At 38.2% G+C, this 24,597-nt stretch carries 18 protein-coding genes, 1 tRNA gene and 1 pseudogene; 4 read left to right on the top strand and 16 right to left on the bottom strand.

The window, feature by feature from the left end; all coding sequences use genetic code 11:
- Nucleotides 1–105 precede the first annotated feature (105 nt).
- Nucleotides 106–942: a cell envelope integrity EipB family protein gene (locus ACFIKQ_RS07315; protein WP_375656202.1), complete on the bottom strand. Its 837-nt coding sequence runs from the start codon at nucleotides 940–942 to the stop codon at nucleotides 106–108.
- A 145-nt stretch (nucleotides 943–1,087) separates the two neighbouring features.
- Here ACFIKQ_RS07315 and ACFIKQ_RS07310 point away from each other — a divergent pair, with 145 nt between their 5' ends.
- Nucleotides 1,088–1,549, top strand: a complete 462-nt coding sequence (locus ACFIKQ_RS07310) for a RidA family protein (RefSeq protein WP_208439554.1) — start codon at nucleotides 1,088–1,090, stop codon at nucleotides 1,547–1,549.
- Between the two features lie 133 nt (nucleotides 1,550–1,682).
- Nucleotides 1,683–2,105: an HIT family protein gene (locus ACFIKQ_RS07305; RefSeq protein WP_012755038.1), complete on the top strand. Its 423-nt coding sequence runs from the start codon at nucleotides 1,683–1,685 to the stop codon at nucleotides 2,103–2,105.
- Nucleotides 2,106–2,112: 7 nt separating this feature from the next.
- Here the strand turns inward: ACFIKQ_RS07305 and clpA are convergent, their stop codons facing one another.
- Together clpA and clpS are read right to left on the bottom strand one after the other, a co-directional pair.
- Nucleotides 2,113–4,464, bottom strand: a complete 2,352-nt coding sequence (gene clpA, locus ACFIKQ_RS07300) for an ATP-dependent Clp protease ATP-binding subunit ClpA (protein WP_375656201.1) — start codon at nucleotides 4,462–4,464, stop codon at nucleotides 2,113–2,115.
- Between the two features lie 6 nt (nucleotides 4,465–4,470).
- Nucleotides 4,471–4,842 (bottom strand): ATP-dependent Clp protease adapter ClpS, encoded by a 372-nt coding sequence (gene clpS, locus ACFIKQ_RS07295; RefSeq protein WP_375636340.1) that lies wholly within the window; start codon nucleotides 4,840–4,842, stop codon nucleotides 4,471–4,473.
- Between the two features lie 234 nt (nucleotides 4,843–5,076).
- Here clpS and ACFIKQ_RS07290 point away from each other — a divergent pair, with 234 nt between their 5' ends.
- Nucleotides 5,077–6,426, top strand: coding sequence for a D-alanyl-D-alanine carboxypeptidase (locus ACFIKQ_RS07290; protein WP_375636254.1), 1,350 nt, complete (start codon nucleotides 5,077–5,079; stop codon nucleotides 6,424–6,426).
- Nucleotides 6,427–6,458: 32 nt separating this feature from the next.
- Nucleotides 6,459–6,737 (top strand): hypothetical protein, encoded by a 279-nt coding sequence (locus tag ACFIKQ_RS07285; protein WP_375626277.1) that lies wholly within the window; start codon nucleotides 6,459–6,461, stop codon nucleotides 6,735–6,737.
- Between the two features lie 1,746 nt (nucleotides 6,738–8,483).
- On the opposite strand, the gene ACFIKQ_RS07280 is transcribed toward ACFIKQ_RS07285, so the two are convergent.
- The 13 genes and pseudogenes from ACFIKQ_RS07280 to ACFIKQ_RS07220 all read right to left on the bottom strand — a co-directional run.
- Nucleotides 8,484–9,875, bottom strand: coding sequence for an L-serine ammonia-lyase (locus ACFIKQ_RS07280; protein ID WP_375652983.1), 1,392 nt, complete (start codon nucleotides 9,873–9,875; stop codon nucleotides 8,484–8,486).
- Nucleotides 9,876–10,219: 344 nt separating this feature from the next.
- The gene (locus ACFIKQ_RS07275) at nucleotides 10,220–10,909 is read right to left on the bottom strand and encodes a nitroreductase (protein WP_375644668.1); all 690 of its coding nucleotides are present in this window, start codon (nucleotides 10,907–10,909) and stop codon (nucleotides 10,220–10,222) included.
- 210 nt (nucleotides 10,910–11,119) lie between these two features.
- Entirely contained in the window at nucleotides 11,120–11,506 is a 387-nt protein-coding gene (locus ACFIKQ_RS07270; protein ID WP_375656200.1) for a MerR family DNA-binding transcriptional regulator, read from the bottom strand.
- A gap of 473 nt (nucleotides 11,507–11,979) precedes the next feature.
- Entirely contained in the window at nucleotides 11,980–16,191 is a 4,212-nt protein-coding gene (rpoC, locus tag ACFIKQ_RS07265) for a DNA-directed RNA polymerase subunit beta' (protein WP_375652981.1), read from the bottom strand.
- Between the two features lie 172 nt (nucleotides 16,192–16,363).
- A complete protein-coding gene (rpoB, locus tag ACFIKQ_RS07260) occupies nucleotides 16,364–20,512 on the bottom strand; it encodes a DNA-directed RNA polymerase subunit beta (protein WP_375656199.1) in 4,149 nt (1,382 codons plus the stop codon).
- 291 nt (nucleotides 20,513–20,803) lie between these two features.
- A complete protein-coding gene (rplL, locus tag ACFIKQ_RS07255) occupies nucleotides 20,804–21,175 on the bottom strand; it encodes a 50S ribosomal protein L7/L12 (RefSeq protein WP_012755028.1) in 372 nt (123 codons plus the stop codon).
- A gap of 101 nt (nucleotides 21,176–21,276) precedes the next feature.
- Entirely contained in the window at nucleotides 21,277–21,795 is a 519-nt protein-coding gene (gene rplJ, locus ACFIKQ_RS07250) for a 50S ribosomal protein L10 (protein WP_375636243.1), read from the bottom strand.
- A gap of 358 nt (nucleotides 21,796–22,153) precedes the next feature.
- Nucleotides 22,154–22,858: a 50S ribosomal protein L1 gene (gene rplA / locus ACFIKQ_RS07245; protein WP_375636241.1), complete on the bottom strand. Its 705-nt coding sequence runs from the start codon at nucleotides 22,856–22,858 to the stop codon at nucleotides 22,154–22,156.
- A gap of 4 nt (nucleotides 22,859–22,862) precedes the next feature.
- A complete protein-coding gene (rplK, locus tag ACFIKQ_RS07240; RefSeq protein WP_273723157.1) occupies nucleotides 22,863–23,291 on the bottom strand; it encodes a 50S ribosomal protein L11 in 429 nt (142 codons plus the stop codon).
- A 149-nt stretch (nucleotides 23,292–23,440) separates the two neighbouring features.
- Nucleotides 23,441–23,971, bottom strand: a complete 531-nt coding sequence (nusG, locus tag ACFIKQ_RS07235; RefSeq protein WP_375647382.1) for a transcription termination/antitermination protein NusG — start codon at nucleotides 23,969–23,971, stop codon at nucleotides 23,441–23,443.
- A 20-nt stretch (nucleotides 23,972–23,991) separates the two neighbouring features.
- A complete protein-coding gene (secE, locus tag ACFIKQ_RS07230; protein WP_375636240.1) occupies nucleotides 23,992–24,204 on the bottom strand; it encodes a preprotein translocase subunit SecE in 213 nt (70 codons plus the stop codon).
- Between the two features lie 205 nt (nucleotides 24,205–24,409).
- A tRNA-Trp gene (locus ACFIKQ_RS07225) sits at nucleotides 24,410–24,485 on the bottom strand.
- A gap of 47 nt (nucleotides 24,486–24,532) precedes the next feature.
- A pseudogene (locus ACFIKQ_RS07220) lies at nucleotides 24,533–24,597 on the bottom strand (elongation factor Tu); the annotation flags it as partial.

Here is a 24,597-nt window from a genome sequence, read left to right as displayed (position 1 = left end):
GCTTGCTAGAATTTTCTCACAAATTATTTGCAAACACCCAAACTCCGCGTGTGGAATAGCGCAAACATACTAATATTTGATTCTTTTTCAAGTCATTTTCTTTAATCATTTAATATTTGCATTTTCACATTGATTAAGATCTTTTCCAAGTTCCAAGAATTCGAGACTGTTCAATTTTGCACGCACTGAAAAAGTTCCATAATCTATATGAAGATCACGCATGATACCATTCTCATTTAAGAGAAAACTACTACGATAAACCGGCAAACCATCTTTATTTTCTCCATCATCAAAATAAGAAATTGTAACAGGCCAATATTCGTCTTCATCCAATTTTCTCACTTTTTCCGTTTCGCTATCAGATAAAAGCGCCTTCTTTTCCCCTATGACAATACTTTCTTTTATAACTTTATCTGCTTTATTTGTCCCATCAAATACAGTAACATTGTAAAAATGATGCCCTGCTTTTGCATGGCGGATAATATTTTTTAGTTGCATCATTGGAAATTCAGCCATTGCAAGCTTATACTCTTTTTCCTTTGGCTTTTTTAAGGTAACTATAATACCATCTTGAGTACGCTCCGCAACTCCCTCAGCACGATGCGCAACCTCTTCTCCCTCTTGATCTGTAATATTAAAATGAAATGCACGGCTGTCTCCTGTTTCATAACTCGTCGTCTGTTGATCCGTTAAACGTACCGGCATATCTTCAATGTGAACACGACTAATAAAACGAAAACGTGTGCTATAGCCTTGGCATGCCGAACCAGTAAGCTCGTAAACCATTCGCCCTGACATCGCAGAAATTGTCATGTCATGAGAAACGCTATCGAGATGAAAATCATAAATTGCTCGATGAGGCACAATAAAAATAGGCTCTTCAGCTCTCGCTATACATAAAAAAACAATATATAAAATTATTATAAATAATGATCTAATCATTCCCAAATTCCAAACTTTATCCCCGTTGCATAACATCATACAATAAGGCAAAAAAGGCTAATTTCTCAATTAACCACACATTTCCTTAAATCAAAAAATAGATTATACAATGAATGTATTATAGAGCAGCTATGGAGTTTAAATTATGACCAATATGATTGAAAAAAACTTAGAGAAATTCGGAATCACTCTTCCTGAAGTAATCTCCCCCCTTGCCAATTACATCACCACTTCACAAAGTGGCAATCAACTCTTTATTTCTGGACAACTCCCTCTTATTAATGGAAAACCAATAGCCATCGGTAAAGTTGGTGCAACTGTGAATACCGAACAAGCCCAAAAAGCATCCGAAGCTTGCGCTCTCAATATTCTCGCTCAACTCCAAGCAACTCTAGGTGACTTAAATAAAATAAAACGTGTGGTAAAAATTACTGTTTTTGTGGCTGTAGATTCTCATTTTACCGATATTCCTTTTGTTGCCAATGGAGCTTCTAATTTATTCGTCAATATCCTTGGTGAAATTGGAAAACACGCCCGTTCTGCTATTGGTGTTGCCTCTCTTCCTATGGATGTTCCTGTAGAAGTTGAAGCCATCATAGAAATCTAAGCCTTCATTAAGACAGTGCACCATCCTAAATATAACTAAAGTCAAAATACTTCTTTGTCTTAAACTCTGATAAACTTTGTATTTTTTCGTTTTTAATTAAAATCTTAAACTTACAATAAAAGGAAATATTTGTATGAAACAAGCTTATGACAATAACAATATTTTTGCTAAATTGATTCGCAATGAAATCCCTTCTGTTCGTGTCTACGAAGATGATGATGTTATTGGATTTATGGATATCATGCCACAGGCACCAGGTCATACGCTGGTCATTCCTAAAAAAGGCTCTAGAAACTTACTTGATGCAGATACTGAAACATTATTTCCTGTTATTAAAGCTGTTCAAAAAATTGCAAATGCCGTCAAAAAAGCCTTTCAAGCAGATGGCATAACTGTCATGCAATTTAATGAAGCAGCTAGTCAACAAACCGTTTATCATCTCCATTTCCATATTATACCACGTATGGAGGGAATAGAACTTACCCCTCATAATAATATAATAACGCCTACAGAAATACTTGAAGAGAATGCAAAGAAAATCCGTGCAGCCTTATAACACACTCTTAAGTTGTTGTGCTTTTTTTTCCTACACGTTTTTTTGTAAAATTTTCCATTTTACTTTTCTTTGAACTTGCAGATATATCGGAAGATGAAATTTCTAACTGTAAGCTTTCTTTTTTGCCATTTGATTTTTGTGTCAATACGCGAACAATGCCACCTTTGCGTAACTTTCCAAATAAAATTTCATCAGCTAATGGCTTTTTAATATATTCTTGTATAACACGCCCTAATGGGCGTGCTCCCATCTGAGAATCGTATCCCTTATTGGAAAGCCATAAAGTTGCAGAAGGGCTTAATTCAAAACAAATTCCCCGATCAGCTAATTGTGCTTCAAGCTGAAAAATAAATTTTTGCACTATCTGATTGATGATTAAATGAGATAACGGTGCAAACGGAATAATTGCATCTAACCGATTACGAAACTCTGGTGTAAATAACCGATTGATTGCTTCTATATCCTCACCATCACGATGTACTTTCCCAAATCCAATAGCTGATTTTGCCATATCTGAAGCGCCAGCATTGGTTGTCATAATCAAAATAACATTGCGGAAATCAATTTTCTTACCATTATGATCTGTTAATCTACCATAATCCATTACCTGCAATAAAATATTAAATAACTCTGGATGTGCTTTCTCAATCTCATCTAGCAATAGGACTGCGTGAGGCTTCTGATCAACAGCATCTGTAAGAAGACCTCCTTGATCAAACCCTATATAACCTGGAGGAGCTCCGATTAAACGTGCTACCGTATGCCGTTCCATATATTCTGACATATCAAAACGCAATAATTCAATGCCTAAAGATGATGCAAGCTGTTTTGCAACTTCAGTTTTTCCTACACCTGTTGGTCCTGAAAATAAATAACTTCCTATTGGTTTATCCGGTTCGCGTAAACCTGCTCGCGCCAATTTTATGGATGAAACTAAGACGGAAATTGCCTGATCTTGCCCATAAACAACATGTTTGAGTTCTCTTTCAAGCTTACTCAATATCTTCTGATCATTCCGAGAAACTGTTTTTGGTGGAATTCTTGCAATTGTAGCAACAGTAGCCTCAATTTCTTTAACACCTATACTCTTCTTGCGTTGTTTTTGTGGCAAAAGCTTTTGCGCTGCGCCACTTTCATCAATAATATCAATTGCTTTGTCAGGTAACCTACGGTCAATTATATAACGTGAAGATAATTCTACGGATGCCTTCATCGCCTGATCTGTATATTTAATCTGATGAAAATCTTCAAAGTAAGGCTTCATCCCCTGCAAAATCTTAATCGCATCTGTAACAGAAGGTTCATTAATATCAATCTTCTGAAAACGACGCTCTAAAGCACGATCTTGTTCAAAGAATTTGCGATATTCTCTGTAAGTCGTCGAACCAATACATCGCATAGTTCCAGAAGATAATACAGGTTTTAAAAGATTTGCTGCATCCATATTTCCCCCTAATGTCGCTCCTGCTCCAATTAAGGTATGAATTTCATCAATAAATAAAATAGCATCTGGATACAGCTCAAACTCTTTAATAACTTGCTTTAAGCGTTCTTCAAAATCACCGCGATAACGTGTACCAGCAACAAGTCCCCCCATATCAAGAGAAAATATTGTTGCATTTGATAAAACTTCAGGCACTTGCCCATCAACAATGCGCTTTGCTAATCCCTCAATTATAGCGGTTTTCCCCACTCCAGGATCACCAACCAAAAGCGGATTGTTTTTTGACCTTCGACATAAAATCTGAATCATGCGTGAAATTTCTATTTCACGGCCAATTAATAAATCAATTTTTCCATTAAGTGCTTTACAATTAAGGTCAACACAATAATTCGTTAAAGCACTTGTTCCTCTTTCACCATTATCCGAAATCTGCTGATCTAATTGCTCTTCAAGTCCTTCAAGTAACATGGATAACCCATCATCACGTGTGATACCATGCGAAATAAAACGTACAGCATCATAGCGTGTCATTCCCATTTCTTGAAGAAAATATGCTGCATGGCTTTCACGTTCAGAAAAAATTGCAACAAGAACATTTGCCCCCGACACTTCATCTTTTCCAGCTGATTGTGCATGAATCACCGCACGTTGGATAACACGCTGGAAAAAAGCTGTAGGCTTTGTATCCTCATCAGCTCTAATCTGTTCATCTAACTCTGAGCGAAGATAATTGGTTAAGCGCTCTCGCAATTCCTCTACATCTACCTGGCAAGCCTGAATAACGGAATTTGCATCGGCATCATCTAATAGCGCAAGTAGAAGATGCTCTAATGTTGCGTATTCATGCCGTGCTTGAGTAGCAATTGTTAATGCACGATGCAAAACCTCTTCAAGACTAGGTGTAAAAGATGGCATAATTCCTCACTTCCATTCCATTACACATTGTAACGGATGTTCATTTTGACGCGCACATTCCCTCACTTGTAATATTTTCATTTCAGCCACTTCATAAGTATAAGTTCCACATTCTCCTATCCCACTGTGATGAACATTTAACATTATTCGCGTTGCCTCTTCGAAACTTTTTTTAAAAAAGTTCTTCAAAACGAAAACAACAAAATCCATAGGTGTGTAATCATCATTAAGCAAAAAAACTCGACATAATTTAGGTTTTTCGAGTTTTGCTCTAGCCTTAGGTATTATAACCGCACCATGCCTAACTTCGTCCCAATTCTTGCCCTTTTCATTATGCATAATATGAGCTATAGAGTTTATTATGAGGATCTGTCCCATTATCGTTTTCCATGCAGCACATTTTTTATTAATTTTAAATTCTTTCATGACTATTGCAATACCTGTATGTATTAGAAAAAGATTCCCTCTATGGTTAGACTTCAATCACTCACTCATAAAATAACTTCTGTAAACAAATTAGTAATACCATTCGTCTAAACTGCATCAACAAATTACAGAAAAGGAAGCTTTATAGAAGTTTTTCAGGATAAATGGAGAAATAGGATACTGCAAGTGTATATTAATTATCAAAAAATTATGCGCTACTGTAAAACAATAGCAATTTCTTTTGTTGTGTTAGCTTTTTCTTACTGTTGGGCATCAGCTACACCTCAAGGAGCCTATCCTGATAAGTATGCGGCTATTGTTATAGATGCTACTACGGGAAAAACTCTATTTCAAGCCAATGCAACACTGAAACGTTATCCTGCTTCTTTAACAAAGATGATGACATTGTACTTACTCTTTGAAGCTATGCAGATGCGTCGTGTGACACCAAATACACCAATTCCTGTTTCACATTATGCAGCAATGCGTCCACCGACAAAAATTGGGTTTAAAGCAGGCCAAACAATTTCTGCAGAATCAGCAGCTAAAGCACTCATTACAAGATCCGCAAATGATGTTGCTGCTGCCATTGCAGAATATCTTGGAGGTAGTGAAAAAAAATTCGCTCAAATGATGACTGTAAAAGCTCGTAAACTTGGCATGAAACATACACATTTCGCAAATGCTTCAGGACTTCCGGATGTGCACAATTATTCTACAGCACGAGATATAGCGACTTTGTCATTAGCTTTACGTAAACATTTTCCAAAACAATATAAATTGTTCAAAACAAAAAGTTTTAATTTCCGTGGGCATAAAATTAACAGCCACAATAAACTCGTTAAAATAATGAAAGGTGTCGATGGAATTAAAACAGGATACACACAAATGTCAGGTTCTAATTTAGCAACTTCAATGCGTCTTGATGGGCGCTCTGTTGTCGCTGTTGTTATGGGAGGTAAATCATCTACTGCACGTGACGAGCATATGGCTAGCCTATTGAATCAATATTTGCCCAAAGCAAGCCAAATGAAAAGTGGTGAACGTTTAATGGCTTCTGTACGCTATCACTTACCGACTGGCGCCAATACTCCTATACCGACTATTAAAGCTGATTCAAGTAATTTTGATGATGAAATTTCGACTATGTTGACAGCATTTGCAGAACAACCTAAAAACTCCAATACCGCAATAACGGCTGTAAATAAGGTAATTATACCAATACCAAACCCTCAAAAAACTATACCGGTTGAGACTCATAAAATTGTAACAGCCTCTTTGTCCACAAATGCCGGATGGGCTATCCAAATTGGTTCTCTTCCTAGTGAAGAACAAGCAAAAACTTTACTTTTAAAAGCAAAAAATATAGCTTTTTCTACTTTAAAGCATGCATCTTCACACATGCAACTGTTTGAAAAAAATGGGCAGCGTTATTACCGAGCGCGCTTTACAGGGTTTCAATCAAAAAAAGCTGCATTTGATGCTTGCTCTACATTAAAGAAAGCAAATTTTAACTGCTATACTGTAGCCTACTAAAAATTTTTGAATTCTGCGTTAAGGATAGTATTATGACAGATAATGCTTTTGCTTCATTCCATAAAAAAGAAATTTTATTGAAGCAATCATCCCTCCTTTCATTGCGTTCTCTTCACGATGCTGCCGCAAAACTTACTGGTTTAAAATATAATTCGACTGCATTAGATACACAATCTCTTGTTAACCTTCTCATTTGCCAAACAATACGCAACCGTCGTCTCATAATGCCTCCTGTACGCATTCATTTACGCGTTGCTAGCCAAACTGGTAATGTGCCTATCAAAATCCGTCTAGGAGCAACAAATATTTAATTCTACAGACCATCTCTAAAAAATTATTTTATTATTAACCATTATCTACAGCCTTAGAAAACCCTTTGATAAACATACTTTTTTCTTAAATTATGGAATTGTACTGATAGCTTTTCCAACTATCCAATACCTCCAAGTTTTCAATAAAACCATTATTAAGGACATAAAAAAACACCCAATATTTTTCCACTTTTGGATTTAATATAAAAATTATCCTTGATATCTTTTTGGAAAAAATGAATAGCTTCATTGGATGAAAGCTTACCATTTTAGGGATTATTGTAAAAGTTCAATAAAGAAACTCCCTCTTAATAACGATTCCCCCTACAACATAAACGCTGTAAAAAATAACCTAACTCCTCTTACTTTTATTTCTTTCAACAGACAAAGCAAATTGGAAAATACAAATACTATCGATGAAAAAACGTAAAAGAAATTATCAGATTAAATATCATGATAACGATTTCCATAAGATTTTAATTTATAATTTATTTTTTGCATATTGAATAAGAGGTTTTCGTAAAATTCTCTTATTTTCCTTCTTATATTCAATCAGTCAAAATCGTTCGCTTGCTCATCACGAGCAAGATTGGCATTAAACTATAAAAAAGGATGATAGTGCTGGTTTTCTCCCTCTATAAATAAAGATGCTAATACTCTATAGGTTTTATACCATTCATGGAAAACTTACATTATACTATTCATATGTAAGATACTGATTTATAAAGATAGTTCATTATTTTGCATGTTAGATAAAAATCTCGAATATCGTAAGATTCTCTCATTTGAAATTTGTTTATGTTGAATCAATCCAAACCGTTCTCTTGCATATTACGAGCGAGATTAGTGTGTGGCGTGAGACCGCACCAAAAAAACTCAAAATGCCTATAATGAACCGTTTCAAATGCCAAGGGCTTTGGTCCCCATACAAGGGGGGCTGGTAAAGTGTATAATCGTGCCAGCATACTCTTTTTATTAAGCATAAAGATGGGGATAGCTCAATGGATTTACTGTTATACCATTCACAGGTGCCATCGCGAAATGAGTTTGGGAGCGTTGAGAGATATTTCTTTAAAGCAAACTCATGAATGAGTAACACGATAATGTTCTATCGTGTGCATTCTATTCTCATGAGAATTTTGATAAATATTTTTTAATGTATCCGTTATTATTTATTTTAGTTTTTTTGACGGTACAGAATTTATAAATAAAAAAGATATTTCCAATATATCTCTTAATTATTGTAAATTAGCATTTCTTTTCAAGGTATTTTTTACCATACTAGGTATCAAAAGATCTTCACTTCTAAAAATTAAAATCTTTAAAACTCTCTCTCCTCATCATAATTATTCAGATTTAAAACAAATTTTCCTTGGATACTCAGGCACAATCTTCCATTACTTCAAAGATATGGCTATGGAAACTTTTAAAAGTCACAAAATCCAGCTAAAAATAATGGCAGATTGATCACTAATTTTACTTTACGCTTTTTTATTTTTTCCAAATTAGACTTTTTTCCCATTTTAGAGACAAATCAGATAGATACTGATAGTACTCCCCCTCCAAACTTGCATGCCAAAGCTACTATTCGTTAAGAAAACACTGAATCATCTCGAATTTATTTCAAGCTGCTGTTGCATTAAAGTGGAATTTTGATTTATAAGTAACAAAAAAGCATAAGCTTTATCAGGAAATACGATTCCCCTCCCAAAAATTCCAGTTATGGATTGAAAAATGTTTCAGATCCTAACAAGATATTGTATTGACTGCAAGACCACCTTTACTTGTCTCTTTATAGCGTTCACTCATATCATGACCAGTCTGGCGCATTGTTTCTATACAAGCATCAAGAGAAACAAAATGATCTCCATTACCATATAATGCAAGAGAAGAAGCCGTTACCGCCTTAACAGCTCCCATTGCATTACGCTCAATACAAGGAACTTGTACAAGACCTGCAACAGGATCACATGTCATTCCCAAATGATGTTCAAGCGCAATTTCTGCCGCATTTTCAATTTGAGCTGGCGTTCCACCTAACGCTGCGGTCAACCCTGCTGCGGCCATTGAAGATGCCGTTCCAACTTCACCTTGACACCCAACTTCTGCACCAGAAATAGAGGCATTATGTTTGATAACACCGCCTATAGCTGCTGCCGTTAATAGAAAATTATGTATTCCCTCTCGATCTGAATCATCATTAAATTGAAGATAATAACGCAAAACTGCTGGGACAACACCAGCTGCCCCATTTGTTGGGGCTGTAACAACACGACCACCTGCTGCATTTTCCTCATTGACTGCTATGGCATATACCGAAAGCCAATCATTTGCCCAAAGTGGATAATTGCGATTTATCTTTTGATTTTCCAAAAGCGTTTCATGCAGCTTTTTAGCACGCCTTAGAACACGCAATCCACCAGGCAACTCACCTTCTTGTGAAAGACCTCTATCAATGCAATTTGTCATCGCTGAAAAAATTTCATCAAGCCCTGTATCAAGAGAAGAACGCTCTATCTTTGTTTCTTCATTTAAGCGCTTCATTTCAGCAATTGAAAGTCCTGATTTTTCTGCCATTGATAACATTGCACCAGCAGAATCAAATGGATATGGCACCTCAAATGTTTCTGGTTGTATATTATCATTCATATGGCTTAATTCATCCTCAGTCACAACAAAGCCACCACCGATAGAATAATAAATCTGCCGCAACAGAACATTCCCATCAGTATTAAGTCCTTCAAAGGCTAGTCCGTTTGTATGTCCAGGGAGAATTTTCTTTCGTTCAAAAATAAGATCACGCTGCACATCAAACTGATAAGCGGGATGGCCTTCTGGTTGCACTTTTTTTTCACGTATAACTTTTTCTAACAAAATCCCCATGCTATCAGGATCAACAGTAGAAGCTTTTTCTCCTAAAAGTCCTAATATGATAGCCCTATCTGTTGCATGACCAATACCCGTGAAAGCTAAAGAACCATAAAGATAAACACGTATACGAGAAACTTGAATATCAGACGACTGAGAAAAATCTCCTATCTTTTGCAAAAACATATTAGCAGCTGTCATCGGCCCCATCGTATGTGAGCTAGAAGGACCAATCCCAATTTTAAAAAGTTCAAAAACAGACAGAAACACGTATCACCTCAAAACTATAGTACAGCTTGAGCATATATGCTTTTTCATAACGTTTGTCCCGTTTAAAATCAAACTGCGAGATAAACTAAAAAAATGACAGCAATAAACACGAATGTCGCTCGTCTTGCTACCACCCAACACTTTCTTTCTATAGTGTTTTTCATTAGCCAACCCTCAAAAAACGGACAATGCCCCTAGAGTTACCACTCTTAATGTTCCAAACGTAGTAAAATAAGTGTTAATATGCAATATTAAAATTCAATAAGGATGCGAAATTCTTATCGGAAATATTTTGCATAATGCACCAAGTTCTTCAAAACGTATGCTTAATTATATAAAATATTTTATGGGTATGTTTCAATGAAACGTACAAAGTTTTCTAACGATTCTCTTTCTGTCTCAAAATTGTTTTCTGGAGCACTCATATCGCGATAACCAAGTGCCATACCACAGATAATATGGCGATCAGAAGGAATAGATAAAAGCGTACGAATCTCTTTATGATAATCAGCAAAAGCAGCTTGAGGGCAGGTATCTAATCCAAATCCACGTGCAGCTAACATAATGGTCTGCATAAACATACCCAAATCAAGCCAACTCCCCATTTCCATGTCGTGATCCATTGTAAATAAGAGTCCTACAGGTGCATCAAAAAATAAAAAATTTCGCGCCTTTTGATGAAGTATTTTTTCTTCATCACCTTTTTGAATTCCAAGACTCTGATAAAGATCCAAACCAACTTTTCGACGCCTTGAAATATAAGGCTCACGCCACTGACGTGGATAATAACTATATTCACGCTCTCCTTTTACACCTGAAAGCACAAGTTGTGAAAGCTCTTGCCCTACTTTCTGTAATACACTTCCTGTAAGCACAATCACTTGCCATGGCTGAATATTTGTTCCAGATGGTGCACGTGCTGCAAGTTTTAAGATTTCTTTGATTGTTTCCAACCTAACTGGCTGATCCGTAAAAGCACGAATTGACTTTCGTGATAAAATAGATTGAAAAACACTCATAGGAGAAACTGCCATTGTTTTTACTTTCTTTATGAAAAATAATTTTTTTTACTTATCAAGGACAATATATTGCGAAAATACCTTCGCAGCTTTTTTCGAACACTCTATTTCTTTAAATGACTTACACATTTCATGTAGTGTTAAAGATTCCCCTTAGAGATAGTGTAACCTATCTCTTTTAATAAAAAGAAAATTGTCTAAAAGCAGATGAAATAAATTTTATAATCAATGATTAACCCCCAACTCCGCTAAGCTCTCAAAAAAACTCTCCTCAATTCGTTCTAAATCCTGTAGAAGATCATCAATATCATTCTGCATCTGCTTTAAATCAGCTCGTTTTTTATGAATTCCTGCAATTAATTTCTTAAGCTTTTTCTCATCATCAGGTGGTTTTTCAACCATTGTCAACATATCAGATATTTCAGACAACGAAAATTTAACTCTTTTAGCACGCAGAATTTGTTTTAACTTATGACGATCCGTTTGTGTATAAAGCCGTGTATTTCCACGCCGAAAAGGAATAAGAAGTCCCTCTTCTTCATAATAACGCAAAGTCCGAGCTGTTATTGAAAACTCACGTGTTAATTTTCCAATTGAATAATATTCGTACATTTTTTTATTCTGTCTTCATAGATCACATTGTGATAAGAAATATGTCTATTTTTTATAATACTTAGTGAGCACCCTAATCTCTACTCTCCTGCATTCTAATTTAGAAGAAGATACATTCTTGTCATACAAGTATTGTATAGTAGAGAATCAATTATTTTTTAGATTATAGAAAAGACTATCGATCTTTCATTATAAGTCCTTTAAAATCTTTATAGAAGATATCAATCAACAATTTTCCTAAAATTCAAAATCAATCATTATTTGATTTGTAGATAACCAACTCTTTTCCTTGAATATGGCTTTTGAGTTTCACATAATTACAAAACAATAAGCTACTAAAGATGTTTAAAATAACTATTGCCTTATAATTTTTGATATTTTTCAGGAAAATATGCAACTTCTGCATTTCGAAATAAAAAAACGTCTGAATAGAAAGTTCAGACGTTTTTTTATTATGTGATGTTATATTTAAATTATTCAGCAACTGCTTGGGTTGTCATATTTGTCAACATAGCCTTAGCCACTTCGTTATTACTAGACTTACGCTGCTCATCTACAATCAAATCATCACGAACTGCAGCAATACGACGGATTTGAGAAATCGTACCCCCCGTACCTGCTGGAATAAGACGACCGACAATAACGTTCTCTTTAAGTCCTTGCAAAGTATCAATTTTACCAGAAACTGCTGCTTCAGTAAGAACACGTGTTGTTTCCTGAAACGATGCCGCCGAAATGAAAGAAGGCGTTTGAAGAGAAGCTTTTGTAATTCCAAGAAGAATGGGATTACCAGAGGCAGGTTTCTTCCCTTCTGCAATCAAATTATCATTGATTTCATCAAGTTCAATACGATCAACATTATCACCTGGAATATAACCAGAATCTCCAGATTCAGTAATTTCAACTTTTTGCAACATTTGACGAACAATCACTTCAATGTGCTTGTCATTAATAAGAACTCCCTGCAAACGATAAACCTCCTGAATCTCATTAACAAGATAAGATGCCAAAGCTTCAACCCCCTTAATCGCTAAGATATCATGAGGTGCTGGATTACCATCAAGGATATAATCTCCCTTTTCAATTTGATCACCTTCTTGGAAGTGAAACAACTTACCTTTTGGAATCAAATATTCTACTGCCTCAAGAGTTTCATCATTTGGTTCAATAATGATACGACGTTTATTCTTATAACCACGGCCGAATCGAATCGTACCACTTACTTCAGCAATAATCGCATGATCCTTTGGACGACGCGCTTCAAAAAGCTCAGCCACACGTGGTAAACCACCCGTAATATCTTTCGTCTTGGCACTTTCCATTGGCAAACGAGCAATAACATCACCAGCCTTAACATGAGCACCAAGCTCAACAGAAAGAATAGTTTCCACTGACATCATATAACGCGCTTCACCTCCCTTATACAATTTAGCAATGGATTCACCTTCTTTATCTGCATGGATAATAATGGCTGGTTTAAGATCCGCACCACGTGGATTAGCGCGCCAATCAATCACCAAACGCTTCGTAATACCCGTAGATTCATCAGCTGTTTCAGTGACAGATAAACCATCAATCATATCTTCAAAACCCACATAGCCTTCAACTTCCGTTAAAATTGGACGTGTGTAAGGATCCCATTCTGCTATACGTTGGCCACGTTTAACCATATCACCATCATCAACAAAAATATGGGCACCATAGCTAACACGATGTACAACGCGCTCTTTTCCTAACTCATCCTTGATAAGGATAGCCATATTACGCCCCATCACAACCAAATGTCCTTCAGAGTTACGAACCACATTACGATTACGAATCTCCACCTTACCTTCATAAGATGCCTCTAAATAAGATGAATCAACAACCTGCGCAGTTCCTCCTAAGTGGAAAGTACGCATAGTGAGCTGTGTTCCCGGTTCACCAATGGATTGAGCAGCAATAACACCAACGGCTTCTCCCTGATTAACAGGTGTTCCACGCGCCAAATCACGACCATAGCATTTTGCACAAACACCAAGACGTGTTTCACATGTTAAAGCAGAACGAATTTGAACAGATTGAATTCCAGCTTCTTCAATCTTCGCGACATCAGCTTCCTCAATCATCGCTCCACCTTCAAGGATAACCTCTCCAGAGACAGGATGTAGAATATCAACAAGCGCTGTACGACCAAGAATCCTTTGCCCAAGGGAGGCAACAATTTGTCCTGCATCAACAATTGGCTGCATGGTAAGCCCTTTTGCGGTACCACAATCAACTGCTGAAATAATAGCATCCTGTGCAACATCAACAAGACGCCGTGTTAAATAACCAGAGTTCGCCGTCTTTAACGCAGTGTCAGCAAGTCCTTTGCGTGCACCATGCGTGGAATTGAAGTATTCATTAACAGTTAGACCTTCTTTAAAATTTGAAATAATGGGGGTTTCAATAATTTCACCCGATGGTTTTGCCATTAATCCACGCATACCGGCCAATTGTCTCATCTGGTTAGCAGAACCACGTGCCCCAGAATGCGACATCATATAGATCGAATTCATCGGCCGTTGACGACCTGTTTTAGGATCAAAATCGACGGCTTGAATACGTTTCATCATTTCATCTGCAACGCGATCTGTACATTTACCCCAAGCATCTACAACCTTATTGTATTTTTCACCTTGTGTAATCAAACCATCATTATATTGCTGTTCATACTCCTTAGCCAAAGCTTCTGTCTCTGCAACTAAACGCGGCTTACTATCAGGAATAACCATATCATCCTTACCGAATGAAATTCCTGCACGACAAGCATAAGAAAAGCCAAGCTGCATAATACGGTCGCAAAAAATAACCGTCTCTTTTTGTCCACAGTGCCGATAAACATGATCAATCATTTTAGAAATATTCTTTTTCGTCATTTCTTGATTGACAATATCAAATGAGATATCCGAATTTCTTGGCAAAAGCTCACCGATAATCAAACGACCAGGTGTCGTATCATAAAGTTTAGAAACTTCTTTTCCATCCTTCCCCATATTCTTAACACGGCCTTTAATCTTCGTATGAAGCGTTACAACCTTATTTTCCAAGGCATAATGAAGCTCACCTATGTCAGAAAAAGCCATTCCTTCACCTGGTTCTTTTTCAGAAACAATTGAAAGATAATAAAGACCAAGGACCATATCCTGTGAGGGAACAATAATTGGGGCACCATTGGCCGGATGAAGAATATTATTGGTCGACATCATCAAAACACGAGCTTCAAGCTGAGCTTCAAGAGAAAGCGGAACGTGAACCGCCATCTGATCTCCATCAAAATCCGCATTAAAAGCAGTACACACCAGTGGATGAAGTTGAATAGCTTTGCCTTCAATTAAGATAGGTTCAAAAGCCTGAATCCCCAAACGGTGCAATGTTGGCGCACGGTTGAGTAAAACAGGGTGTTCACGAATAACCTCATCCAAGATATCCCAAACTTCTGGATGTTCTTTTTCAACAAGCTTCTTTGCCTGCTTTACCGTTGATGAATAGCCTTTTGCATCAAGCCGCGCATAAATAAAAGGCTTAAACAATTCAAGAGCCATTTTTTTGGGAAGACCACATTGATGCAATTTTAATTCAGGACCCGTCACGATAACAGAACGCCCCGAGTAATCAACACGCTTCCCAAGTAAGTTCTGACGAAAACGTCCTTGCTTACCCTTCAACATATCTGATAGGGACTTGAGAGGACGTTTATTGGCTCCAGTAATCACACGCCCACGCCGTCCATTATCAAACAATGCATCAACAGCTTCTTGTACCATACGCTTTTCATTGCGCACGATAATTCCAGGAGCACGCAATTCAATCAGCCGTTTCAATCGGTTATTACGATTAATAACCCGCCGATAAAGATCATTCAGATCTGATGTCGCAAAACGCCCACCATCAAGCGGAACCAATGGACGCAAATCCGGTGGAATAACCGGAATTGTTTTCATAATCATCCACTCTGGCTTATTTCCAGATTCAAGAAAATTTTCAACGATTTTAAGTCGTTTAATCAGTTTTTTCTGCTTTAACTCTGAAGTTGTTTCAGCTAATTCGAGACGCAAATCATTGGCGATTTTATTTAACTCCATACCAGCTAAAAGCTCGTAAATAGCTTCAGCGCCAATCATAGCTGTAAACTGATCTTCTCCAAACTCATCAATAGCAAGCATATATTCTTCTTCAGAAAGAAGCTGATGGAGCTTAAGAGATGTCAATCCTGGTTCGGTTACAATATAATTCTCAAAATAAAGAACCCGCTCAATATCTTTTAAAGTTAAATCTAAAAGTGTAGAAATACGACCTGGTAATGATTTAAGAAACCATATATGCGCAACAGGTGCCGCAAGTTCAATATGCCCCATACGCTCACGACGTACGCGCGAAAGAGTAACCTCTACACCGCATTTTTCACAAATAATGCCCTTATACTTCATGCGTTTATATTTGCCACATAGACATTCATAGTCTTTAATAGGGCCAAATATACGTGCACAAAAAAGACCATCACGCTCTGGTTTAAAAGTCCTATAATTAATAGTCTCAGGCTTCTTAATCTCACCATACGACCAGGACAAAATTTTCTCAGGACTCGCAATAGAAATGCGAATAGAGTCAAATGTCTGCGCTGGCGCTTGAGGATTGAAAAGATTCATGACCTCGTGGTTCATGCTGTTCTCCTTCAAAGATTCTTAGAACCTGTTGTAATATCTCATTTGTTTTATAACAGATCTTCTTTAAAATACATTTACTTTTAAAAATAACCTGTATAACCTTAATAAGGTTATTGAACCTCTTAAAGCAATCAGAGCGCAGTCTTTTTCTACTGCGCTCCTTGAATTATTATTCTGCTGTATCAGACAATGCCCGCTGTGCAATAAGTTCGCGCGCATCATCAAGCTCCACGTTAAGAGCAAGTGAGCGCATTTCTTTTACCAACACATTAAAGCTTTCGGGTATACCCGCCTCAAATGTATCATCACCACGCACAATTGCCTCATAGACTTTCGTTCGACCAGCCACATCATCTGATTTTACTGTTAGCATCTCCTGCAAAGTATATGCAGCACCATAAGCTTCCAGTGCCCAAACCTCCATTTCACCAAAACGCTGACCACCAAACTGTGCCTTACCTCCTAATGGCTGCTGCGTAACAAGTGAATAGGGACCAATAGAACGTGCATGAATCTTATCATCAACAAGGTGATGCAATTTCAACATGTAAATATATCCTACCGTTACTGGACGATCAAAAGGCTCTCCAGTACGACCATCATAAAGCGTAACCTGCCCTGAACTATCTAAGCCTGCGTCCTCCAGCATCATGTTAATATCAGACTCATGTGCTCCATCAAAAACAGGCGTTGCAATTGAAACCCCTTTCTTCATCTGTAATGCCAATTTGTAAAGGCTTTCATTATCATACTGACGGACTGGTTCATTTTGATTATCATCAGGCATAAGATTTTCAATACGCTGACGCAACGGCAATATATCCCCAGTCTCTTGATACAATTCTAACAAATCACCAATCTTCTTGCCCATCCCCGCACATGCCCAACCAAGATGCGTCTCAAGAATTTGTCCAACATTCATACGACTAGGCACACCAAGCGGATTCAAGACGATATCAGCATGGGTCCCATCTTCAAGAAATGGCATATCTTCTACGGGAAGAATACGTGAAACAACACCCTTATTCCCGTGACGTCCCGCCATCTTATCACCTGGTTGGATTTTGCGCTTCACAGCCACAAAAACCTTCACCATTTTCATGACACCAGGAGGCATTTCATCACCTCTTTGGACCTTTTCAACTTTATCCATAAAGCGACGTTGTAATGCTTCTTTTGATTCATCATATTGCTTGCGCAAAGCTTCAATTTCATTTTGAAGTTTTTCATCCTCAACAGCAAATTGCCACCACTGGGATCGTGGATAATGCCCCATTACTGTACTATCAAGCTTTTTGCTGCCCGAAAAGCCTTTCGGACCTTCTACAGCAACTTTACCTGTCAACATATCGGTAAGGCGCGCATAAACATTGCGATCAAGAATAGACTGCTCATCATCACGGTCTTTTGCTAAACGCTCAATTTCTTCACGCTCAATTGCCATCGCACGTTCATCTTTTTCCACGCCATGGCGATTAAAAACGCGAACTTCAACAACAGTACCAAAAGTTCCTGGAGGCATACGCATAGAAGTATCACGAACATCGGATGCCTTTTCCCCAAAAATTGCACGCAGAAGCTTTTCTTCCGGCGTCATGGGACTTTCCCCTTTTGGGGTAATCTTTCCAACTAAAATATCACCTGGTTGAACTTCAGCACCAATATAAATAATGCCAGCTTCATCAAGATTTCTTAACGCTTCTTCCGCAACATTAGGAATGTCGCGCGTAATTTCCTCAGGACCAAGTTTTGTATCGCGTGCTGCAACTTCAAATTCCTCAATATGAATTGAAGTAAAAACATCATCAGCAACAATGCGCTCAGATAACAAAATAGAATCTTCATAATTGTATCCATTCCAAGGCATAAAGGCTACGAGAACATTCCGCCCAAGAGCTAAATCACCAAGATCCGTGGATGGACCATCTGCAATGATATCACCTTTCTCTACCCTATCACCGACATGTACAAGAGGACGCTGATTAATACAAGTGGACTGATTAGAACGCTGAAATTTCTGTAGGCGGTAAATATCAACGCCTGATTTTGAAGGATCTAAATCTTCTGTTGCACGGATAACAATACGGGTAGCATCAACTTGATCAACAACACCACTACGTTTTGCACTCACAGCAGCTCCTGAATCGCGCGCAACAATGGCTTCCATTCCCGTCCCAACAAATGGCGCTTCAGCACGTACAAGAGGAACTGCCTGACGCTGCATGTTCGATCCCATAAGCGCACGATTCGCATCATCATTTTCCAAAAAAGGAATAAGCGCTGCTGCAACTGAAACCAACTGTTTTGGTGAAACATCCATCAAATCAACATGATCACGCGGCGCCATTAAAACTTCACCAGCATGACGGCAAACAACAAACTCTTCTGTAAAACGACCTTCACTATCTAATGAAGAATTAGCTTGAGCGACATAATGCTTTGCTTCTTCCATCGCTGAAAGATAAATAACTTCTTTTGTGACTTTTCCATCAACAATTTTTCGATATGGGCTTTCAATAAAGCCATATTTATTAACTCGCGCAAATGTTGCTAAGGAGTTAATGAGACCAATATTGGGGCCTTCTGGTGTTTCAATCGGACAAATACGACCATAATGCGTAGGATGTACGTCACGGACTTCAAAACCCGCACGTTCACGAGTCAAACCACCTGGACCAAGAGCAGAAAGACGGCGCTTATGGGTAATCTCCGACAATGGATTAGTTTGATCCATAAACTGCGACAATTGCGAAGACCCAAAAAACTCACGAACTGCTGCTGCTGCAGGCTTTGCATTGATCAAATCCTGTGGCATAACTGTATCAATTTCAACCGATGACATACGCTCTTTTATCGCACGCTCCATACGAAGAAGACCAATGCGATATTGATTTTCCATTAACTCCCCAACGGAACGAACGCGACGGTTGCCAAGATTATCAATATCATCAATTTCGCCACGACCATCACGCAATTCAACCAACATCTTAACAACAGCGAGAATATCCTCTTGGCGTAAAATTCGAACTGTGTCTGGACAATCAAGATCCATACGCAAATTCATCTTAACACGCCCAACAGCTGAAAGATCATAACGCTCTGGATCAAAAAACAATGAATGGAACATTGCTTCTGCTGTATCGATTGTTGGGGGCTCACCTGGACGCATCACTCGGTAAATATCAAATAACGCATCCTGCCGACTTTCATTTTTATCCACCTTCAAAGTATTGCGGATATAAGCGCCAATATTCATGTGATCAATATCAAGGATATTGATTTGATCAGCACTAACATCAAGCAAAATTTTTAATACTTTTTCGTCAATTTCATCACCAGCTTCAAGGTAAATTTCACCTGTTTCGTAATTGACGATATCTTCGGCTAGATAACAACCTAATAAATCATCTTCACTAACTTTAACCGCTTTAAGTCCTTTTTCTGCCAAAGACTTCGCAGTACGAACTGTTAATTTTTTACCAGCCTCCGCGACGACTTCACCACTATCTGCATCTATAAGGTCAGAGATGAGCTTCATTCCTTTAAAGCGATCAACAGAATAAGGAACTCGCCATCCTTCTCCATCACGCTCATAAGGCACTTTATCATAAAACGTCGATAAAATATCTGACGCATCCATACCCAGTGCCATCAAAAGACTAGTAACAGGAATCTTGCGCCGTCGATCAATACGTGCATAAATGATGTCCTTAGCATCAAACTCAATATCAAGCCAAGAACCACGATACGGAATAACACGAGCAGCAAAAAGAAGCTTTCCTGATGAATGGGACTTTCCTTTATCATGGTCAAAAAAGACACCAGGAGAACGATGCATCTGCGAAACAATAACACGTTCCGTACCATTAACAATAAAGGTACCATTCGTCGTCATTAAAGGCATATCGCCCATATAAACGCCTTGCTCTTTAATGTCTTTGATATCTTTGGAGCCAGTATCCTCATCAACATCAAAAACAATCAAACGTAATATGACCTTTAATGGGGCAGCATAAGTTAAATCACGTTGACGGCACTCCTCAACATCAAATTTCGGTAAATCAAATTCATAACCAACAAACTCAAGCATAGCTGTACCGGAAAAATCTGAAATAGGAAAAACGGATTTAAAAACAGCTTGCAAACCTTCATCTGGTCGTCCACCTTTCGGTTCCTCAACCATGAGAAACTGATCGTATGACGCTTTTTGAACCTCAATAAGATTCGGCATTTCTGCTACTTCAGGAATCTTACCAAAAAATTTGCGTACGCGCTTACGACCATTGAATTGAGACATCATTGCGTGAGTCTGAGCCATCGTCGCTCCTTGATCTTTACTCTTCAAGGTAGACCAACCTTGAAAGCCTTATATCATTAACCTGCATATGCAGACCAGTTCACTTGATACTCAATAATGAGCATCTTTAACTTTCCCCATCAACATAAGCCATTTATCTTTTTGACTCTATGATGAAGGGACGGATAGTGCAAACCTATCCCATTATTGTTACGAAACCGTTGGGAAAAGGTTTTTTTACTCATTATTTTTCCTCTTTGTATTAAGAGAAAGAAAATCGGCGAACATAAATGCCCGCCGATAAAATTAAATTTACTTAAGTTCTACTTTAGCACCAGCAGCTTCAAGTTGAGATTTAATTTTTTCTGCTTCTTCTTTAGAAGCACCCTCTTTAATAGGCTTAGGTGCCCCTTCAACCAGATCTTTAGCTTCTTTAAGACCAAGTCCAGTAAGAGCACGAACTTCCTTAATAACATTAATTTTTTGCGCGCCACCTTCAACAAGAATAACATCAAATTCTGTTTTTTCTTCAGCAGCTGGAGCAGCAGCACCAGCAACAGCAGCGACAGCTACAGGAGCAGCAGCCGAAACTCCCCACTTCTCTTCAAGTAACTTAGAAAGCTCAGCGGCTTCCAAAAGGGTTAGATTAGAAAGGTCTTCTACGATCTTCTCTAGATCAGCCATTTTTAAATTCCTTCAATTAAAAGATTTGAACCATTATTAAATCTTATCCAAAAAAACAGAAAAGCATTAAAGCCCTTCCATAAACGTGAATACAAACAGCCTTAAGCCGCCTTATCCTTCTGAGCATATGCTCCAATGACACGTGCAACCTGACCAGCAGGAGCATTAACAACCTGTGCAATACGGGTCGCAGGGGTAGAAATCATACCCACAAGTTTTGCACGCAACTCGTTTAATGAAGGCAATGAAGCCAATGACTTCACAGCATCTACAGTTAAACTTGTTGCACCCATTGAACCGCCAAGGATGACAAATTTGTCATTGCTTTTCGCAAAATCAACAGCAACTTTCGGTGCTGTGATTGGATCTTCTGAATAAGCAATAAGTGTTTGTCCAGTAAACAAACCCACTATCGATTCAGATTCCGTGCCCTGAAGAGCGATTTTAGCAAGACGGTTTTTGGCGACTTTAACGGCACCGCCAGCTTCACCCATTTTCGAACGTAGATCATTCATCTGTGAAACTGTCAGACCGGAATAATGTGCAACAACAACAGAACCAGACTTCCGAAAAGCCTCGTTAAGCCATGTAACAAATTCGCGTTTCTCCGCTCTATTCACTGTCTCTCTCCATTTAACAGATTTGCTTAAAACAAACCTGTTGGTTACCTTTGATAACATAAAATACTTCATGTCACCGATGAGGATCCTGTCCCCTTTTTCACGCATAACGATCAAAGGCAACCTTGGCTCAAACCCTTTAAGTCTTTTAACTCTCAGTTTTTACCCCAGTCTCATGCAGGTTTTTTTTGATTAAGATACTTAAAAGCATCACCTACAATCTCGGACAGGATATTCCGGAATTTCTTCCGGTATAACCTAAGCCCTATAAAGCTTAGATAGCTAAATGCTGATCAAAACCAGCATTTTAAATACAATTTTGATATTCACATACCCCAAAATAAAATTATAAATCAGCTTACACTAGCTCTGAACGAACCGTTGCTGGATCAACTTTAACACCAATTCCCATAGTCGAAGAAACAGCAACGCGCTTAATATACTCACCTTTTGCACCTTGCGGTTTGGCTTTAATGACTGCACTTGCAAAGGCCTTTATATTTTCTACGATTTTTTCAACACCAAAAGAAGCCTTACCAATACCAGCATGCACAATACCAGCTTTTTCCACACGAAACTCAACAGCACCACCTTTAGAAGCTTTGACAGCACCGGCAACATCAAGTGTTACAGTACCAACTTTCGGATTCGGCATCAAACTCCGCGGACCAAGAATCTTACCAAGACGACCAACAAGAGGCATCATGTCTGGTGTTGCAATACAACGATCGAAGTCTATAGTCCCTCCATTAATGCTTTCAAACAAATCTTCAGCCCCTACAATATCAGCTCCTGCCGCCTTAGCTTCCTCAGCCTTATCCCCACGAGCAAAAACGGCAACACGAATATTTCTTCCTGTTCCATTAGGCAAATGAGCAACTCCTCGAACCATTTGATCAGCATGACGAGGATCAACACCCAAGTTCATTGAAATTTCGATTGTTTCATCAAACTTAGCAACTGCACGCTCCTTAACCATTGAAACGGCATCTTTTAAAGCGTAAAGTTCATTAAAATCAATATCTTTTCGGATATTTTTTATTCTTTTTGCTACTTTTGCCATAATATTAGCCCACCACTTCCAAGCCCATCGAGCGAGCAGAACCTTCAACCATACGCATTGCTGCCTCAATGTCATTCGCATTAAGATCTTTCATTTTTGATTCCGCAATCGAACGAATTTTATCGCGAGAAATGCTTCCTACAGACACTTTACCAGGCTCTTTTGAACCAGATTTCAGGTTTGCTTCCTTCTTTAAAAAGAATGATACAGGAGGCGTCTTGAGAGAAAATGTGAAAGACTTATCTTGGTAATACGTAATAACAACTGGAATCGGTGCTCCCTTTTCCATTTCTTGTGTAGCTGCATTAAACGCCTTACAAAATTCCATGATATTAATACCGCGTTGCCCAAGAGCTGGACCAATCGGTGGAGATGGAGTAGCAGCTCCTGCAGGAACCTGCAACTTAAGCTGACCTATACTTTTTTTTGCCATAACAATCTGCCTTTAATTTCACTGGTATACTGACAATTTATCTTGCCCATTACCCGCCGCAGTCACGTGGTTCGGATCATTAAGCCGACAAAAGCCATAAATCACCTCCCACTCCTTCCTTAAAGTAATTAAAACTACTCTAAGTTTAATCAGAGTTTTTCAACCTGACCAAATTCCAAATCAACAGGCGTAGGACGCCCAAAAATAAGCACTTCAACCTTAAGACGAGAGCGCTCTTCTTCAACCTCTTGAACAATTCCATTAAACGAAACAAAAGGACCATCAGCAACACGAACCTGCTCTCCAACCTCAAACAATACAGAAGACTTTGGAGACTCAACCCTTTCTTGAACTTGTTTGAGAATTTGCTCAACCTCTCGATCAGAAATGGGAACAGGACGCGAATCCGATCCTAAAAAACCTGTCACTTTAGGCGTATTCTTAATAAGATGATAAACTTCATCTGTTAACTCAGCACGAACAAGAACATAACCAGGAAAAAATTTCCGCTCAGCATCAACTTTACGTCCACGACGAACCTCTACAACACGCTCTGTTGGAACAAAAATCTTTTCAAAAAGATGATCAAGTCCTTTTTGCTTTGCTTCCTTATCAATAGCTTCCGCTACTTTCTTTTCAAAATTTGAATATGCCTGAACAATATACCAACGAGCTGCCACAGTCACACTTCCTTACATTCTCAACTAAAAAGATATTTCAGAAGATCAATAACCCGCCAAACACCAAAATTCATAACCTGATCCACAATAAAAAAGAAAGCTGAAGCCAACGCAGTTACCAACAAAACCATAACAGTAGAAATAACCGTCTCACGACGTGTAGGCCATTTCACTTTAATTGTTTCTGCATAAACCTGCTTCAAAAAGGTAATCGGATTGGTTTTAGATGCCATCGTCACACTATACTCTCTCTAGCCCTATTGTGTTTTATACAAAAAAAATAAACAGAACGAAATGCAAAAGCCAACTTTCAGACTTATGCAATTTCCTCACTTCTTATTCAATACCGTTTCATACACAAAAAAACAAGCCCTATATCAAAAAAAGCGAAAAAGGCAGCAAAATCCACTCCCTTATATGTAAAATTCTATTCCCCTTTGGCAGGGGCAGCAGGACTTGAACCCGCGACCTGCGGTTTTGGAGACCGCCGCTCTACCAACTGAGCTATACCCCTAATTCTCAAAACTAAAACACTTTTAACATCCCTTTAACAAGCATTATTTATTCAATGATCTTAGAGACGATACCGGCACCAACAGTACGACCACCTTCACGAATAGCAAAAC

Source organism: Bartonella sp. MR63HLJHH (assembly GCF_042194155.1).
Taxonomy (GTDB): Bacteria; Pseudomonadota; Alphaproteobacteria; order Rhizobiales; family Rhizobiaceae; genus Bartonella; species Bartonella grahamii.
This window is presented reverse-complemented; position numbering and strand designations above follow the sequence as displayed.

Bases quoted from the DNA above. Each gene is read 5' to 3' on its own strand.
- ACFIKQ_RS07315 (WP_375656202.1), bottom strand. From the start codon at position 942: ATGATTAGATCATTATTTATAATAATTTTATATATTGTTTTTTTATGT.
- ACFIKQ_RS07310 (WP_208439554.1), top strand. From the start codon at position 1,088: ATGACCAATATGATTGAAAAAAACTTAGAGAAATTCGGAATCACTCTT.
- ACFIKQ_RS07305 (WP_012755038.1), top strand. From the start codon at position 1,683: ATGAAACAAGCTTATGACAATAACAATATTTTTGCTAAATTGATTCGC.
- clpA (WP_375656201.1), bottom strand. From the start codon at position 4,464: ATGCCATCTTTTACACCTAGTCTTGAAGAGGTTTTGCATCGTGCATTA.
- clpS (WP_375636340.1), bottom strand. From the start codon at position 4,842: ATGGGACAGATCCTCATAATAAACTCTATAGCTCATATTATGCATAAT.
- ACFIKQ_RS07285 (WP_375626277.1), top strand. From the start codon at position 6,459: ATGACAGATAATGCTTTTGCTTCATTCCATAAAAAAGAAATTTTATTG.
- ACFIKQ_RS07275 (WP_375644668.1), bottom strand. From the start codon at position 10,909: ATGGCAGTTTCTCCTATGAGTGTTTTTCAATCTATTTTATCACGAAAG.
- ACFIKQ_RS07270 (WP_375656200.1), bottom strand. From the start codon at position 11,506: ATGTACGAATATTATTCAATTGGAAAATTAACACGTGAGTTTTCAATA.
- rpoC (WP_375652981.1), bottom strand. From the start codon at position 16,191: ATGAACCACGAGGTCATGAATCTTTTCAATCCTCAAGCGCCAGCGCAG.
- rpoB (WP_375656199.1), bottom strand. From the start codon at position 20,512: ATGGCTCAGACTCACGCAATGATGTCTCAATTCAATGGTCGTAAGCGC.
- rplL (WP_012755028.1), bottom strand. From the start codon at position 21,175: ATGGCTGATCTAGAGAAGATCGTAGAAGACCTTTCTAATCTAACCCTT.
- rplA (WP_375636241.1), bottom strand. From the start codon at position 22,858: ATGGCAAAAGTAGCAAAAAGAATAAAAAATATCCGAAAAGATATTGAT.
- rplK (WP_273723157.1), bottom strand. From the start codon at position 23,291: ATGGCAAAAAAAAGTATAGGTCAGCTTAAGTTGCAGGTTCCTGCAGGA.
- secE (WP_375636240.1), bottom strand. From the start codon at position 24,204: ATGGCATCTAAAACCAATCCGATTACCTTTTTGAAGCAGGTTTATGCA.